The organism is Frigoribacterium sp. VKM Ac-2859, assembly GCF_013204925.1.
In the GTDB taxonomy this organism is placed as follows: domain Bacteria; phylum Actinomycetota; class Actinomycetes; order Actinomycetales; family Microbacteriaceae; genus Frigoribacterium.
The window spans coordinates 415,521-430,499 of the sequence record NZ_JABMLC010000002.1 but is presented as its reverse complement, the minus strand read 5'-3'; the positions used below and the strand labels follow the sequence as shown (position 1 = coordinate 430,499).

At 71.8% G+C, this 14,979-nt stretch carries 12 protein-coding genes and 1 tRNA gene; 11 read left to right on the top strand and 2 right to left on the bottom strand.

Annotated features, from left to right (window positions below; all coding sequences use genetic code 11):
* From HQQ78_RS09880 to HQQ78_RS09840, 9 genes are all read left to right on the top strand, one after another.
* Positions 1-906 (top strand): MazG nucleotide pyrophosphohydrolase domain-containing protein, encoded by a 906-nt coding sequence (locus HQQ78_RS09880; protein WP_173152871.1) that lies wholly within the window; start codon positions 1-3, stop codon positions 904-906.
* Between the two features lie 306 nt (positions 907-1,212).
* Positions 1,213-1,794 (top strand): TetR/AcrR family transcriptional regulator, encoded by a 582-nt coding sequence (locus tag HQQ78_RS09875; protein ID WP_056048830.1) that lies wholly within the window; start codon positions 1,213-1,215, stop codon positions 1,792-1,794.
* A gap of 253 nt (positions 1,795-2,047) precedes the next feature.
* On the top strand, positions 2,048-3,289 hold the full coding sequence (gene hisS / locus HQQ78_RS09870) for a histidine--tRNA ligase (RefSeq protein ID WP_173152868.1): 1,242 nt from the start codon (positions 2,048-2,050) through the stop codon (positions 3,287-3,289).
* A gap of 102 nt (positions 3,290-3,391) precedes the next feature.
* The gene (gene eno, locus HQQ78_RS09865; protein ID WP_056048826.1) at positions 3,392-4,672 is read left to right on the top strand and encodes a phosphopyruvate hydratase; all 1,281 of its coding nucleotides are present in this window, start codon (positions 3,392-3,394) and stop codon (positions 4,670-4,672) included.
* 85 nt (positions 4,673-4,757) lie between these two features.
* A complete protein-coding gene (locus HQQ78_RS09860; protein ID WP_056048823.1) occupies positions 4,758-5,315 on the top strand; it encodes a septum formation initiator family protein in 558 nt (185 codons plus the stop codon).
* Positions 5,312-5,869 carry a DUF501 domain-containing protein gene (locus tag HQQ78_RS09855; RefSeq protein WP_056048820.1) on the top strand — a complete coding sequence of 186 codons (558 nt, stop codon included), beginning with the start codon at positions 5,312-5,314 and terminating at the stop codon, positions 5,867-5,869. The genes HQQ78_RS09860 and HQQ78_RS09855 overlap by 4 nt, the downstream gene beginning before the upstream one ends.
* Positions 5,870-5,874: 5 nt before the next feature.
* Positions 5,875-7,122: a S8 family serine peptidase gene (locus HQQ78_RS09850; RefSeq protein ID WP_371740475.1), complete on the top strand. Its 1,248-nt coding sequence runs from the start codon at positions 5,875-5,877 to the stop codon at positions 7,120-7,122.
* Between the two features lie 39 nt (positions 7,123-7,161).
* A complete protein-coding gene (locus tag HQQ78_RS09845; protein WP_173152865.1) occupies positions 7,162-8,670 on the top strand; it encodes an NAD(P)/FAD-dependent oxidoreductase in 1,509 nt (502 codons plus the stop codon).
* 128 nt (positions 8,671-8,798) lie between these two features.
* Positions 8,799-8,872, top strand: a tRNA-Leu gene (locus tag HQQ78_RS09840).
* An 870-nt stretch (positions 8,873-9,742) separates the two neighbouring features.
* On the opposite strand, the gene HQQ78_RS09835 is transcribed toward HQQ78_RS09840, so the two are convergent.
* Positions 9,743-11,959: an Ig-like domain-containing protein gene (locus tag HQQ78_RS09835; protein WP_173152862.1), complete on the bottom strand. Its 2,217-nt coding sequence runs from the start codon at positions 11,957-11,959 to the stop codon at positions 9,743-9,745.
* Positions 11,960-12,195: 236 nt separating this feature from the next.
* On the opposite strand from HQQ78_RS09835, the gene HQQ78_RS09830 reads away from it, so the two are divergent.
* On the top strand, positions 12,196-12,777 hold the full coding sequence (locus tag HQQ78_RS09830) for a LemA family protein (RefSeq protein WP_043597810.1): 582 nt from the start codon (positions 12,196-12,198) through the stop codon (positions 12,775-12,777).
* Positions 12,778-12,802: 25 nt separating this feature from the next.
* Complete coding sequence (locus HQQ78_RS09825) at positions 12,803-13,708, top strand: M48 family metalloprotease (RefSeq protein WP_173152859.1); 906 nt, start codon at positions 12,803-12,805, stop codon at positions 13,706-13,708.
* Here the strand turns inward: HQQ78_RS09825 and HQQ78_RS09820 are convergent.
* Positions 13,705-14,955 carry a winged helix-turn-helix domain-containing protein gene (locus tag HQQ78_RS09820; RefSeq protein ID WP_277959138.1) on the bottom strand — a complete coding sequence of 417 codons (1,251 nt, stop codon included), beginning with the start codon at positions 14,953-14,955 and terminating at the stop codon, positions 13,705-13,707. The two genes, HQQ78_RS09825 and HQQ78_RS09820, sit on opposite strands and share 4 nt — an antisense overlap.
* Between the last annotated feature and the right edge of the window lie 24 nt (positions 14,956-14,979).

The window sequence follows — 14,979 nt, the reverse complement described above, 5'->3', positions numbered from 1 at the left end:
GTGTCGCGTCGCCCGGACGGAGCCCACGACGAGGAGGCGCGGGGCGCCTCCGAACCCGGGGCGGGCGCTCGGCTCGACGAGCTCGTCCGCGTGGTCGACGCCCTCCTCGCCGACGAGGGCGGGTGCGCCTGGAATCGTGCGCAGACCCAGCGGTCCCTGGTGACCTACCTCGTCGAAGAGACCTACGAGCTCGTCGAGGCGATCGAGGACGGCACCCCGGACGACGTCCGGGAAGAGCTCGGGGACGTGCTGTACCAGGTGGTCCTGCACGGCGCCCTGGCCGCCCGCGCCTCCTCGGGGTCGTTCGACCTCGCCGACGTCGTGCGTGACGTCGCCGAGAAGACCGTGCGGCGTCACCCCCACGTCTTCGGGGCCGACCGGGCCGACGACGTCGACGAGATCGTCCGACTCTGGTCGGCGGCGAAGGCCGACGAGAAGTCGCAGCGGACGAGTGCCTACGACGGCGTCCCCGTCGGGCAGCCCGCTCTCGCCCGCGCCCAGAAGCTCGATGCGCGACGGGCTGCCGCAGGTGGCGTCCGCCCCGAGCCCGATCGGGCACCGACCACGACGTCGGGCACGGAGGTGACGGGCACGGCGGCGGTGGGCACGGCGGCGACGGACGCCCTGGCCGAGTCGCGCGAACTCGCGTGGGGCCGAGGGCTGCTCGCGCAGGTCGACGAGGCCACCGACCGGGGCATCGATGCCGAGCGCGCGCTCCGGGCCGCCGTGCGCGAGCGCGAGATTCTCCTGCGGCGAGACGAGGCCGAACCGGCCGGAGGCGGGCAGCTCGAGGGCGGCCAGGCGGAAGACGAGCAGCCCGAAGGCGGGCAACCCGGGGGCGCCCAGGTCGAAGGCGGCACGATCGAGGGCCGTCCCGTCGAGCAGGTGCCCCCTCAACCCGAATGAGGGGGCACCTCGGCGTCGCCCGCTCAACCCGAATGAGCGGCGAGGCCGGCGCTCGTCCACCAGAGGGTCGGCCAGAGGGGCAGCGACCCGGTGGGGTCCGAGTGGTGTCCTCAATGTAGAGGATGTGTGTTGACATGTCAAAAGCCGACATGTCGGTGCACTCGGCGTCCCGCCCGGGGTGCTCGGGGGGCCTCGCGGATGCCGGTCGACCGACCGGTCGGCCACGACAGACGTCTGTTATGGTCCACTACGACGACGGCGACCGCGCAGGGCGAGTACGACTCGTCGGCACGAAGGAGCGGCACCATGCCTCGCAAGCCTGATCCCACCCGCAAGCCCGAGCTCCTCGGCCAGATCCTCGAGCACCTCCGGGGTCGCTCCCTCGCCACCGTGTCGTTCCGCACCCTGGCCGAGGCCCTGGGGGTCAGCACGTACGTCTTCGTCTACCACTTCGGCAACCGGGCAGAGCTCATCGCCGAGATCGTCCGCGCGGTCGTCGCCCGCAACGACGCCTTGCTGTCGGTCGCGGTCTCCGAGCTCGACCGCGAGGCCTTCGGCAAGCACCTGGCCAAGGTCTGGCACGAGGTCACCACCGAGCGGGGCCGAGACCTGCACCGCCTCGAGCTCGAGGCGGCCCTGCTCGAGACCGTGGCGGGCGAGGTCGGCGGCACCGCTCGCGGGGCGGTCGGACGGTGGGTCGACCACGTGGCGGGCTGGGTCTCGGCGAACGGGGTCGCGCCGGCCGAGGCCAAGGTCGCGGCGCGGGTCTTCGTCGATGCGTTGTTCGGCCTGCAGTACGACGCCATCGTCTCGGGGGACGGACGTCGTGCGTCCGCAGCGTACAAGCATGCCGTCGAGACCCTCGTCTCGCGCGTTCCTCAGCACTGACCCTGCTCGCCGTCGGCCTCGGGGTGGGTGGAACCTGATGGTGTCGGCGGGCGTCGGGTCGGGCTGAACCGGGCCGAGCGCTCAGCGCCCGGCCCGGCCAGGGCCCTCACCGCAGGGAAGGGAGGGCCGAGTGGTGTGACCGACACGCAACCCGATTCGCGCCGACCACCCGAGAAAACCATAACGTAGAATGTGACATGCCTGCAAGTCGGTGCCGACGTCAGGGGTGCGGCGTCTCTGGGATGATGTCCTCATGCCGACCCCCGTCAACCCGCCGCGCGGCATGCGCGACCACCTGCCCGCCGACAAGAGGCGCCGCGAGGGCGTGCTCTCGGTCATCCGAGGCGTCTACCGCTCCTACGGCTTCGACGAGATCGAGACGCCCGTGGTCGAAGAGAGCTCGCGCCTCCATTCCGGGCTCGGGGGCGACAACGAGAAGCAGGTCTTCGCCGTCCTCCGGCGGGGCCTCGACCTCGACGACCTGCGATCGGCCGAGAGCGTGCTCGGACTCGCCGACCTCGGACTCCGCTTCGACCTGACGGTGCCGCTCGCGCGCTTCTACGCGTCGCACCGAGCCGAGCTGCCGACGGTCTTCCGCTCCGTGCAGATCGCCCCGGTGTGGCGGGCCGAGCGTCCGCAGAAGGGCCGCTACCGCCAGTTCGTCCAGTGCGACATCGACGTCCTGGGCGAGGCCGGGCCGCTGGCCGAGATCGAACTGATCCAGGCCACGACCGCCGTGCTCGACGCCCTCGGCCTCACCGGCACGACGATCCGCGTGAACGACCGCCGCATCCTGCTGGCGATGCTCGCCCACTGGGCGGTACCCGAGGCGCTGACCGACCAGGCGCTGATCGTCGTCGACAAACTCGACAAGATCGGCGTCGACGGCGTCGTCGCCGAACTCGCCGACCTCGGCGTCACCACGCCGGGTCTCGGCGACGCGCTCACCCAGCTGGCCGGCGCCTCCTGGGCCACCGGTGAGGCCAAGGACGTCCCCTGGCTCGACCGTGCGGCGTTCACCGACCTCGTCGCGCTGCGCGAGGCGCTGCCGGGCTCCACCCTCGAGTTCGATCCGACCCTGGTCCGCGGCATGGGGTACTACACGGGCACGATCTTCGAGATCGCCCACCCGGACGTGCCCTATTCCCTCGGCGGCGGCGGTCGCTACGACGGCATGATCGGCCGCTTCCTGGGCAGCGACGTGCCCGCGGCCGGTTTCTCCCTCGGCTTCGAACGCCTCGTCGACCTCGTGACCCTCGAGACCGACGGCGACGAGGGGCTCGCGGTGGTCTACGACAAGAAGGTCGAACCGGTCGAGCTGCTCGCCCTGCAGCGCGCGTTGCTGGCGGGCGGCGAACGGCGCGTGCGCCTCGAGAAGAAGGCCAAGAACTTCACCAACCAGCTCGACGGACTGGCGGCGGCGGGGTTCGGCCGCTTCGTCACCGTGCGCGGGGGCGAGTCGGCCGCCGACCTCGAGGTCCGCACGATCGGCTGACCGTCGCCGACGGCTCCTCGCCACGAACCAGGGCAGGAGGCGCGGCTAAGCTGGGCCGCGGACCTCGCGTCCCCAGACGAACGACTACTAAGGAGCTCTCCAGTGGCAGCAATCGACGCCGTAGGCGCCCGCGAAATCCTCGACTCGCGGGGCAACCCCACCGTCGAGGTCGAGGTCTTGCTCGAGGACGGCACGGTGTCGCGTGCGGCCGTCCCCTCGGGTGCATCGACCGGGGCCTTCGAGGCCTACGAGCTCCGTGACGGCGACAAGAGCCGTTACCTCGGCAAGGGCGTGCTCAAGGCCGTCGCCGCCGTGATCGACGAGATCGGCCCCGAGGTCGAGGGCCTCGACGCCACCGACCAGCGCCTGATCGACCAGGCCATGATCGAACTCGACGGCACCGACAACAAGAAGCGTCTCGGCGCGAACGCCATCCTCGGCGTCTCGCTGGCCGTGGCCCGGGCGGCGGCCGACTCGGCCGACCTGCCCCTCTTCCGCTACCTCGGCGGGCCGAACGCGCACACGCTGCCCGTCCCCATGCTCAACGTCATCAACGGCGGTTCGCACGCCGACAGCAACGTCGACATCCAGGAGTTCATGATCCTGCCGGTCGGCGCGTCCTCGTTCGCCGAGGCGCTGCAGTGGGGTGCCGAGACGTACCACGCCCTCAAGAGCGAGCTCAAGGCCAAGGGCCTCTCGACCGGTCTGGGCGACGAGGGTGGCTTCGCGCCGAACCTCGACAGCAACCGCGCCGCGCTCGACCTGCTCGTCGAGGCCATCACCAAGGCCGGCTTCACCCCGGGCAAGGACCTCGCCCTGGGTCTCGACGTGGCCTCGAGCGAGTTCTACGCGGACGGCAGCTACACCTTCGAGGGCGAGAAGCGCGACTCGGCCTTCCTCGCGAACTACTACGCCGACCTCGTCGCGTCGTACCCCCTCGTCACCATCGAGGACCCGCTCGACGAGGACGACTGGGAGGGCTGGGCCCACCTGACGAGCGAGATCGGCTCGAAGACGCAGATCGTCGGCGACGACCTGTTCGTCACGAACCCCGAGCGACTCGCCAAGGGCATCAAGGCCGGCGCTGCCAACTCGATCCTCGTGAAGGTCAACCAGATCGGCACGCTGACCGAATCGCTCGACGCCGTCGCGCTCGCCCAGCGCAGCGGCTACACGACGGTCCTCTCGCACCGTTCGGGTGAGACCGAGGACACCACGATCGCCGACCTCGCCGTCGCGACCGACGCCGGCCAGATCAAGACCGGTGCCCCCGCCCGCAGCGAGCGCGTGGCGAAGTACAACCAGCTCCTCCGCATCGAGGAAGAGCTCGGCGACGCCGCGGTCTACGCCGGGTACAGCGCTTTCCCGCGCTTCTCCGCCTGACGCGACCCGCGCCTCCTCGGGGCCCGTCCTGCTCGTGCGGGGCGGGCCTCCGTCGTTCCCCAGAGACGTCCTTTAGGCTCGTCCCATGCCCCGTGAGACCGCGAACCGCCGTGTGCCGGTGACCCTGCCGACCGGCGAGACGCCGACGGGCCACTGGCTGCGGTCGATCCGGTTCTCGGGGTTCAGCGTGCTCATGCTGGTCATCCTGGTCATGTTCGTCGTCATCCTCGCGCCCTCGCTGCGCACCCTGGTGCAGCAGCAGCAACAGATCGCGGCCCTCCAGGACGACGTCCGGCAGCAAGAGCAGTCCGTCGACGAGTTGAAAGAAGACGTCGCGCGATGGAGCGATCCGGCGTACATCGAGGCCCAGGCACGCGACCGCCTGCTCTACGTCTACCCGGGTGAGTACAGCTACCTCGTGATGGGCGACGACGCGGCCCAGGCGCCCGGCACGGCTCCGGGCACCGGCACGACGATCAGCGACTCGCTCCAGACGCCCCAGGTCGACTGGGTGGCGGCGATGACGGCCTCGGTGCTCGACGCCGGGCTGAGCGACGAGCCCGCGACCGAACTCGTCGCCCCCGACATCAGCGGCAGCCAGGTGCCCGCCCCGACCTCCGAGCAGACAGGTGGCACGCCGTGACCACGCCCCCCTTCGACCCCGTGACCGACCACGACGTCCGTGTCGTGACCGCCCAGCTCGGGCGGCCCGCGCGCGACGTCATCGGCATCGCCGCGCGCTGCGTCTGCGGCGCACCCACCGTCGTGGCGACGAAACCGCGGCTGACCGACGGCACGCCCTTCCCCACGCTCTACTACTTGTGCCACCCCGGTGCCACGGCTGCCGTGTCGACCCTCGAGGCCACCGGGGTGATGGCCGAGTTCACCGAGCTCCTCGAGTCCGACCCCGAGTTGCGAAGCCGATACCACGCCGCGCACGAGGCGTACCTGGCCGACCGCGAGGGCATCGAGCACGTGGACGAGATCGACCACGTCACGGCGGGTGGCATGCCCGAGCGGGTCAAGTGCCTGCACGCCCTCGTCGGTCACTCGCTGGCGGCCGGGCCGGGGGTCAACCCCTTCGGCGACCTCGCCCTCGAGCGGGCGTCGTGGAGTCCCGACGTGTGCCGGTGCCCCGACTTCCTGGCCGACGACCAGCAGGCCGCCGCCTCGCCCGAGATCGGTGGGGGAGCCTGACGCGCGTGCGCCGTTCCGGGGGGTTCGTGGTGGCGATCGTGCTGGGGGCCCTCGTCGCTGCCGTCGTGCCGGCGTCGGCCGCATCGGCCGACCAGGTCCGCGATGCCGAGTACTGGCTCGCCGACTACGGCATCCAGCGGGCGTGGCAGACCACACGGGGGGCGGGGACGACCGTGGCCGTGATCGACACCGGCGTCGATTCGTCGGTGCGTGAACTCCAGGGCGTCGTCGTCGGCGGCACCGACGTGTCGGGGCTCGGCTCGGCCGACGGTCAGACGCCCGTCGGCGACGACCCGAACCACGGCACGCTGGTCGGATCGATGGTCGCCGGCCGTGGCACCGGGTCCGGCGACGGCGTGATCGGCGTCGCGCCCGAGGCCGACCTGCTCTCGGTGTCGGTGGGCTTCGGCTCGTCGGCGGTGGACTCCGACGACCAGATCGCCCGGGCGGTGCGCTGGGCGGTCGACGCCGGGGCGGACGTCATCAACATGTCCCTGACCCGCAACACGCTCGACTGGCCGACCAGCTGGGACGACGCCTTCCTCTACGCCATGCAGCACGACGTCGTCGTCGTCGCGGCGGCCGGCAACCGCGGCAGCGGCACGACCGAGGTCGGCGCGCCCGCGACCATGCCGGGCGTCCTCACCGTCGCCGGCGTGGATCGCCAGGGCACGGCGAGCTTCGACGCGTCGAGCCAGGGCATCACGATCGGTGTGGCCGCCCCGAGCGAGGACCTCGTGGGTGTCGGTCCCGGTGACGTCCACTACAGCTGGAGCGGCACGAGCGGTGCCACGCCCCTCGTGGCGGGCATCGTCGCCCTCGTGCGCAGTGCTCATCCCGAGCTCGACGCCGACGACGTCATCAACCGCGTCGTCGCGACGGCCACGCCGAAGGGCGCCACGACACCCGACCCGCTGTACGGGCACGGCCTCGTCGACGCGGCCGCGGCCGTCACGGCCTCGGTGCCGACGGTCGCCGAGAACCCCATGGGCGACCTGGCCGAGTGGATCCGCGTGCACCGGCGGGCGGACGTGCCGGTGCCGTCGGCGCAGGCGACGAACCCGACCGTCGAGGCCCCCGTGCCGACACCGGTGACCGATCCGGGTCAGCCGTTGGCGGTCCTGCTGCCCACGGTCGAGACCATGAGGTCGACGGGCATCCCGTTGATCGTCCTCACGGTCTTCGGGGGAGCGGCCGTCCTCGTCGCCGTCGGGGCGGTCCGCCAGTTCAGGCGTGCGCGGCGCTCGGGGTAAGGTCGTCTGCGACACCCCCATCTCAAGGAGACATTCGCCGTGCCCAAAATCCTGATCGTCGGCGGCGGCTACGCCGGTTTCTACACTGCCTGGAAGCTCGAGAAGTGGTTGCGCGCGGGTGAGGCCGAGGTCACGATCGTCGACCCGCTGCCCTACATGACGTACCAGCCGTTCCTGCCCGAGGTCGCCGCCGGGTCGATCGAGCCGCGCCACGCGGTCGTCGCCCTCCGCCGCCACCTCAAGAAGACGAACGTCGTCACGGCCAAGGTCACCGGCGTGGACCACGCCTCGAAGACCGCCACGATCACGCCCGAGGTGGGCGACGCGTGGACGATGCAGTACGACCAGATCGTCATGACGGCCGGCGCCGTGTCCCGCACCTTCCCGATCCCGGGCGTCGCCGACGAGGCCATCGGCCTCAAGACCATCGAAGAGGCCGCCGCGATCCGCGACAAGGTGCTCACGAACTTCCAGAAGGCCGCCAACCTGCCGGCCGGTCCCGAGCGCGACCGCCTGCTCACGGTCGTGGTGGTCGGCGGTGGCTTCGCCGGCATCGAGGTCTTCGCCGAGCTGCGCAGCTTCGCCAGCGACCTGCTCAAGAACTACCCCGACCTCACCATCGACGACACGCACTTCCACCTCGTCGAGGCGATGGGCCGCATCATGCCCGAGGTCTCGCTCGAGACGAGCCACTGGGTGCTCAAGAACCTCGCCGAACGCGCCGCGACGGTCCACCTCGACACGCAGCTGCAGTCGGCGGTCGGCGGGAAGATCGAACTGTCCACGGGCGAGTCGTTCGAGTCCGACCTCATCGTCTGGACGGCCGGCGTCATGGCCAACCCGATGGTCCGCGGCACCGACTTCCCGCTCGAACAGCGCGGACGCATCACCGTCAAGGCCGACCTTCGCATCGTCGACGGTGAGACCGTCGTTCCCGACGCCTGGGCCTGTGGTGACGTCGCCGCCACCCCCGACCTCACCGGGAAGGGCGTGGGCGGCTTCTGCGTGCCGAACGCCCAGCACGCCGTCCGCATGGGCAAGCGTCTCGCGAAGAACATCGTCGCCTCGCTCCGCGGAGAGGGACTCGTCGACTACAAGCACGAGAACCTCGGAGCCGTCGCCGGCCTGGGGCTGAACGTCGGCGTCTTCCAGAGCGGCAAGTTCGCCATGAAGGGCTTCCCGGCCTGGGCCGCCCACCGCGGGTACCACGGCCTGGCGATGCCCTCCTTCGAGCGTAAGTTCCGCGTCGTCGGCGGTTGGTGGAACAACTTCTGGTTGGGACGCGACATCGTCTCGCTCGACAACCGTGAGCGTCCCCGGGCGGCCTTCGAAGAGTTCGCCTCGCGTCCCAAGGCGGCTGTCGAGACACCCGCCGAGGCTCCCGCGCCCGCATCCGTCGGTGCCGGCCAGCCCGCCGGCGAGGCGGGGCCCGCGTACGCGAACCCGGTCGAGGACGACGGAACGGCCAAGAAGGGCACGGCCGAGGTCGGCGAGGCAGCGACCGGTACTCCTCGCAAGGCGCCCGCGCGCAAGCCCGCCGCCAAGTAGGAGATCACCGGCGAGACCGCGGTGACCGACGGGGTGCCCGCCTCCGAGCGACCCTCGAGCACGTCCGAGACGCCCGCCCGCTGCCTGCAGCGTGGCGGGCGTCCGCGTCTCGTAGGCTGGTCGCTCGGGCCCCCGTAGCCCAATCGGCAGAGGCAGGCGACTTAAAATCGCTTCAGTCAGGGTTCGAGTCCCTGCGGGGGCACGTGCCGCCCCTTTCTGCCGGGTCACGTGCCGCCCGAGGTGGCCAGGTGGCATCTGCCCCGGCGCTCGGTGCTGATCGCGGCCGGGCCCCTGCGGAACGCAAGCGCCTCGCTGTCGACCCCGCCGCGCCTCCTGCTCTCGCGTAGGCCCCTCGCCCGCGCCTCCTGCTCTCGCCCCCGCCTCCTGCTCTCGCGTAGGCCCCGCCCCCTCGCCCTCGCCCGCGCCTCCAGCTCTTGCCCGCGCCTCCTGCTCTCGCGTAGGCCCCAGCCCGCGCGCCCGCTCGTCCGCTCCCACCCCGTAGCCCCGCCAGCTCTGCCAGCCAGACCGCCCGACCGCCCGCCCGCGCGGCGCGAGCATCGTCGGCAACTCAGGAGATCGGCGTGCTCCGGGGCACGTCGCGCGCGTTCCGGCGTCGTTCTCCTGAGTTGCCGACTTCACGCGTCCGGCCGGCGGTCGCGTCCGCCGTGTGGCCGCATCGCCTCGGCCCCTGTCGCGCGCCGTCCGCCCGCGTGTTCCGCTCCGCCGCCCCCTGCCGCGCCCTGAGCTACCCCGCCGCACCCTGCCGGTCGCGCTCAGCCCTGCTCTGCCGCGCCCTGCCCTGCCCCGCCCCGCCCTGCTCCGTCTGCCCTGCCTAGCCCTGCCCTGCCCTACGTCGACAACTCAGGAGATCGGAGGATCGGCAGGCCGGTTCCGTCCGTTCGTGCGTCGGTTTCCTGAATTGCCGACGACGATGACGACGGCGGCAGGCAATGCGGCAAGACCGGGACCACCGGCAGCCCGACGGCCTGGCAGCCGTCCGCGCGACCGCCGCCGCCCCGAACACGGTCGCGTGAGCCGCAGTCGGGACGGCCGGCGACGGAGGCGCGTCCGGTCAGGCGTCGTCGGTGTCGATCTCGACGAACGACGTCCAGAGCCAGGCCGCGACGCAGAGGCCCGCGGCCACGGCGGCGGCCACGACCGCGCCTCCGATCGGGAAGGACGACGAGCCGCCCGTGAGCACGGCGGCGGCCGCCGTGACGCCGACGACCGTGAGAGCCACGTGGAGCGGGCGCGACCAGGCCCAGAGGCGTCGACCAGGCAGGGAGCCCACCGGCACGAGCGCGAGCACGAGCGATCCGAGCCCGGTCAGGCAGACCGTCGCGCTCGTCTCGAGGGCCAGCTCGGTGATGAACCCACCGGTGGCGGGGAGGGCGCCGTGGACGGCCCAGGCTCCGGCCGCCACGACCACCAGGGCGGCGACCTGGACGAGCGCGAGCAGCCCTGCTTCTCGATCGCCCACCTCACCGGTCCGGCCGTGGTGCGCCGACCGGGGCGCTGCGGCGAGGCTTCCGACGAGCACCACCCCGAGCACGAGGGGCGGGTCCAGGCCGAGCGACCGCGTCACCGCGCAGGCGACGACGGCGACGAGGAGGAGGCGCGGTGACATGCGGATGCGCGCCTCGCGGTCCGGGGAACGCCCCATCACCAGGGTGGGGACGACGACCGCGAGCACGTTGACCAGGGCGACTCCGACGACGATCCCGGCGAACAGGCGTGCGTAGCGGACCTCGTCGTCGAGGCCGGCCGCCAGCCCGACCACGGCGGCTCCGGCCGCGATGGTCAACCCGGCGGCGAGGCGCGGGTCGAGCGTGGCGGTCGAGAACGAGGTCGGGAGTTCCCGACGACGGTTCCGGCCGGTGAGCCGCGGGGCGCGGGGCGCGAGGCGCCCTCGCATCGCCGTGGCCAGCAGACGTGCCGGGGCGACGACGAGCAGCACGAACGCGGCTGCGAGGCCGAGAGCGATCAACCACCCCGTCCCGGTCATCGTCCGGCCGAGGGACGGCAGGTCGCGACCGAACGTCGTCGCGGCCGCCCAGGAGTCCGCCGTCGGTGTGGTCGCTTCGGGTGGTACCTCGCCGACGCCACCGGGAGCGCCTCCCGGCCCGTCACCGGTCCCCGGGGCTCCGGGCGTCCCGGGAGACGGCTCGGAGGGGACGGCGCCCCCGGACGCACCGGGCGCCGCCGTCGGTGCCGGAGCGGCCGAGGACGAAGGAGGCGCGGGCTGCGCGGCCGACGACGTCACCGTGATCGAGATGCCCGCGCTGGGCGGCCCGACGTTCACGGACGGGTCGATCTGGGCCGCCTGGACCACGTGCTCTCCGTCGGCGAGGGCGGCGTCGGACGACGTGCAGGCCCATGAGCCGCCGGAGACCGTGGCCTGGCAGACGGGGGTGCTGTCGACGTAGGCGGTGACCGTCGCGCCGTCTTCTCCCGTCCCCGAGAAGGTGAGCGGTTGCGAGGCGACCCGTTCGCCGGCCCGGGGCGAGAGCACGGCCGGCGGGGCGGGTGGGTCGCGGTCGATCGTGACGGTGACGCCGGTGGAGGTCGAGGACCGGGGCACGGCGGGAACGGAGTCCGAGGACTGGGACGCCGTGACCGTGTACCGGCCGGTCGGCCAGGTCGCCGACGGGAGCACGGCCGACCAGGCCCCGGCGTCGTCGGCCGTCGCCGAGACCGGTGCCGCGCCCCCGCCGACGGTGATGCGGGCACCGGGGAACGCGGTGCCCGCGACCTTGCCACCGACGGCGGGTCCGCCCTGGACCGTGGGCGGGCCGAGCGCCGAGAACGGAGCGCTGACGGCGTCGTCGACCACGGCGGCATTCGTCACGTCTCGGACCGTGAGGGTCTGGTCGGCACCGTCCTCCAGCGTCACCGGGCACGACCAGGGGACGCCGGCCGGGTCACCGGTGGGCAGGATGACCTCGCAGAGGGCTCGACTGGGGACGCGGGGGTCGAGCACCCTCACGGTGGCTCCGGGCGTGCCGGTCCCGCCGACCACGACGGCGTTCACGTCCCGGTCTCCGACGTCGCCGATCGTGGGTGCGACCGGACCGGGAGGGGACTGGCCGAGCGACGGGCCGGGTTCGGGAGTACCCGACGGGCTGCCCGCGGCGAGCGCGCCGACTCCGCCCGTCAGGGCGAGCGAGAGACCCAGCACGACCGTCGCGAGGGTCGAGGCGACACGTCGTCCGTGTCGCGGCTCGACCACGAGCCGTCCGTCGACGGGGGTCGACGGACGCGGGGGACGCAGGGTCGGCGGCTCGAACACTGTCACCCATTCAGCACGTTCGCGGGGTACAAGTCAATCCGTTGTGCGGGGGAGTCGTGCGGGGGAGATGCCCGGTCGGGCCCTCCTCGGGAGTCTGCTTCGAGATCACCCGACGGGCAGGGACCCCACATGCAGCGCATTTATAGTGTCCAACGGACTCCCGACGACCCGACCCCGGTCGCGGGCGACCATCCGGCGCCCGCCGTCATCGGTCCACCACCTAGGAGTGACACGTCATGCAACCGGCCACGATCGGCATCTTGGTAGCAGCAGGGATCATCGTCCTGCTCGCGGTCATCATCGGCATCTACCTCTGGGCCACCTACAACTCGTTGGTGACCCTGAAGGTGCGCGTCGACGAGGCGTGGAGCGACATCACGATCCAGCTCAAACGCCGGGCCGACCTGATCCCCAACATCATCGAGGCGGTCAAGGGATACGCCTCGCACGAATCGTCCGTCTTCCAGAACGTGACGGCGGCCCGTGCCGAGACCATCGGAGCGGGCACACCGGCTGAGGCGTCGGCTGCCGAAGGGCACATGCAGACCGCCCTGAAGAGCATCTTCGCCGTGGCCGAGGCCTACCCGCAGCTCCAGGCGAGCCAGAACTTCCTGCAGTTGCAGTCCGAGCTGGTCGACACCGAGGACAAGATCCAAGCCGCGCGCCGCTTCTACAACGGCGGCGTCCGCGAGTTCAACACCAAGAACCGTGTCTTCCCCAACTCCCTCTTCGCGAAGCGGCTCGGCTTCAGCGAGCGGGACTTCTTCGAGGTCTCCGAGCCGTCGGCGATCGCCGAACCGCCGCGCGTCCAGTTCTGATCCAGCCCGAGTCGTCCTCGACACCGTGTACTCCGCGATCTCGCGCAACAAGCGCAACACCGTCTTCATCGTCCTGATCTTCCTGGTGATCGTCGGGGCCCTCGGGTTCGCCGCGAGCGCCATCTGGAACAACGGGTCGATCGGTTTCCTGGTTCTCGGCGGTGCCGCTTTGTACGCCGTGATCCAGTACTTCGCGGCCAGCGGGCAGGCGCTCACGATGAGCAACGCCCAGCAGGTCGACGGTGTGACGGCTCCGCTCTTGTACCGCACGGTCGAGAACCTCAGCATCACGATGGGCATGCCGATGCCCAAGGTCTACGTCGTGGTCGATCCGGCCCCCAACGCCTTCGCCACGGGCCGCGACCCGGAACACGCCGTGGTCGCCGCCACGACCGGCCTGCTCGAGATCATGGACGACAGCGAGCTCCAGGGCGTCATGGCTCACGAGCTCGGTCACGTGAAGAACTACGACATCCGTGTGTCGACCATGGTGTTCGGCCTCGTCGTGGCCGTGGGCTTCCTGGCCGACATCCTGTTGCGCATGTCGTTCTTCAGCGCGTTGTCAGGGGGGAACCGCAACTCGAACAGCAACGGTGGGGGCGGCGGGAACCCCGTCTTCCTGGTGCTCGGTCTGGTGGCCATGATCATCGCCCCTCTCGCCGCAGCAGGTGTCCAGGCGGCCGTCTCGCGTCAGCGCGAGTACCTCGCCGATGCCACCGGGGCGTTGACGACGCGGTACCCCGAGGGTCTCGCCCGAGCCCTCGAGAAGCTCGGTGCCCAGGGGCGGCCCATGCGGCAGCAGAACACCTCGATGTCGCACCTCTGGATCAGCGATCCGATGAAGCCCGGCGTGATGGACCGACTCTTCAGCACGCACCCTCCGCTCGCCGATCGCATCCAGCGGCTGCGACAGAACGCCGGGACCTTCTAAGCGAGGGGGTCGGCCGGGCCGGCCGCGTCGGCCCGGCCGGTCAGCACCGTGCGGAGTCGGCCCGCCAGGTCGCCCCGATCGGCCACCTCGACGGCGTCCAGTCCCTGCCAGGCGGCCGCTCGGCGCAGCGTCGTCACGAGCCGCTCGACGTCGACGGGGAGGTCGCGCTCATGCCATGCCGCCTGCACCCGCAGGACGCCCGACTGACGATCGCTCTTGAGGTCGACCCGTGCCACCAGCTGGTCGTCCTGCAGGACGGGGAGGACGTAGTAGCCGTGCACGCGTTTCTCGCGCGGGGTGTAGATCTCGATGCGATAGCGGAAGTCGAAGAGGCGTTCCGCCCGGGGCCGGTGCCAGACGACGGGGTCGAACGGTGACAGCACGGCGTCGGCCTCGAGCCGACGGGGTACGCGGGCGTCACGGTGCAGCCATGCGGTCGCACCCCAACCCGGCACGTCCACGGGTTCGACGACACCGTCGTCGTGGAGCTCGCGCAGGGCGGGTACGACGTCGGCGGCCTTGAGGCGGAAGTAGTCGGCGAGGTCGGCGGCCGTCGCGACCCCGGAGGCGCGGGCCGCGTGGGCGACGAGGCGCCGGTGGGCCTCGTGACGGTCGACGTCGACGGCCAGGACCTCGGCCGACAGCACCTGTTCGGGCAGCGCGTAGACGCGCTCGAACCGACGGCGACCGGCACTGACCAGGGCGCCCGTGCGGAACAGCGACTCGAGGCCGCGCTTCACGTCACCCCACCCCCACCACGGGCCCGTCCGGTCTGGCTGGGGGAAGAGGGCGGCGTCGGCCTCGACCAGGCTGGCCGGCAGCGGCCCCTTGTCGCGGATCTCGTCGAGCAGCCAGCGTTCCATGCGCGGACTCGTCGACAGCCACGAGGAGGCGTCCCCCCGCCATTTCGCGTCGTAGTCGCGCATGCGCCACCGCAACAGGGGCCAGGTCGACACCGGGACGATGGCGGCCTCGTGGGCCCAGTACTCGACGTACCGCCCACGGGGAGCGAAGGTGAGGCGGTCGAGGGTCGCGCGGTCGTACGCGCCCAGTCGTGCGAACGCGGGCAGGTAGTGGCTGCGCTCGAACACGTTCACCGAGTCGATCTGCAGCAGGCCGAGGCGATCGACGAGGCCGTTCAGCTGCCGCGTCCCCGGGCGGGCAGGGCCGTCGACGGGCCTCCCGAAGCCCTGCGCCGCCAAGGCGACGCGACGGGCCTGGGCGGGGGAGAGCTGCTGACGGGGCACGCGGACGACTGTAGCGACGGCCAC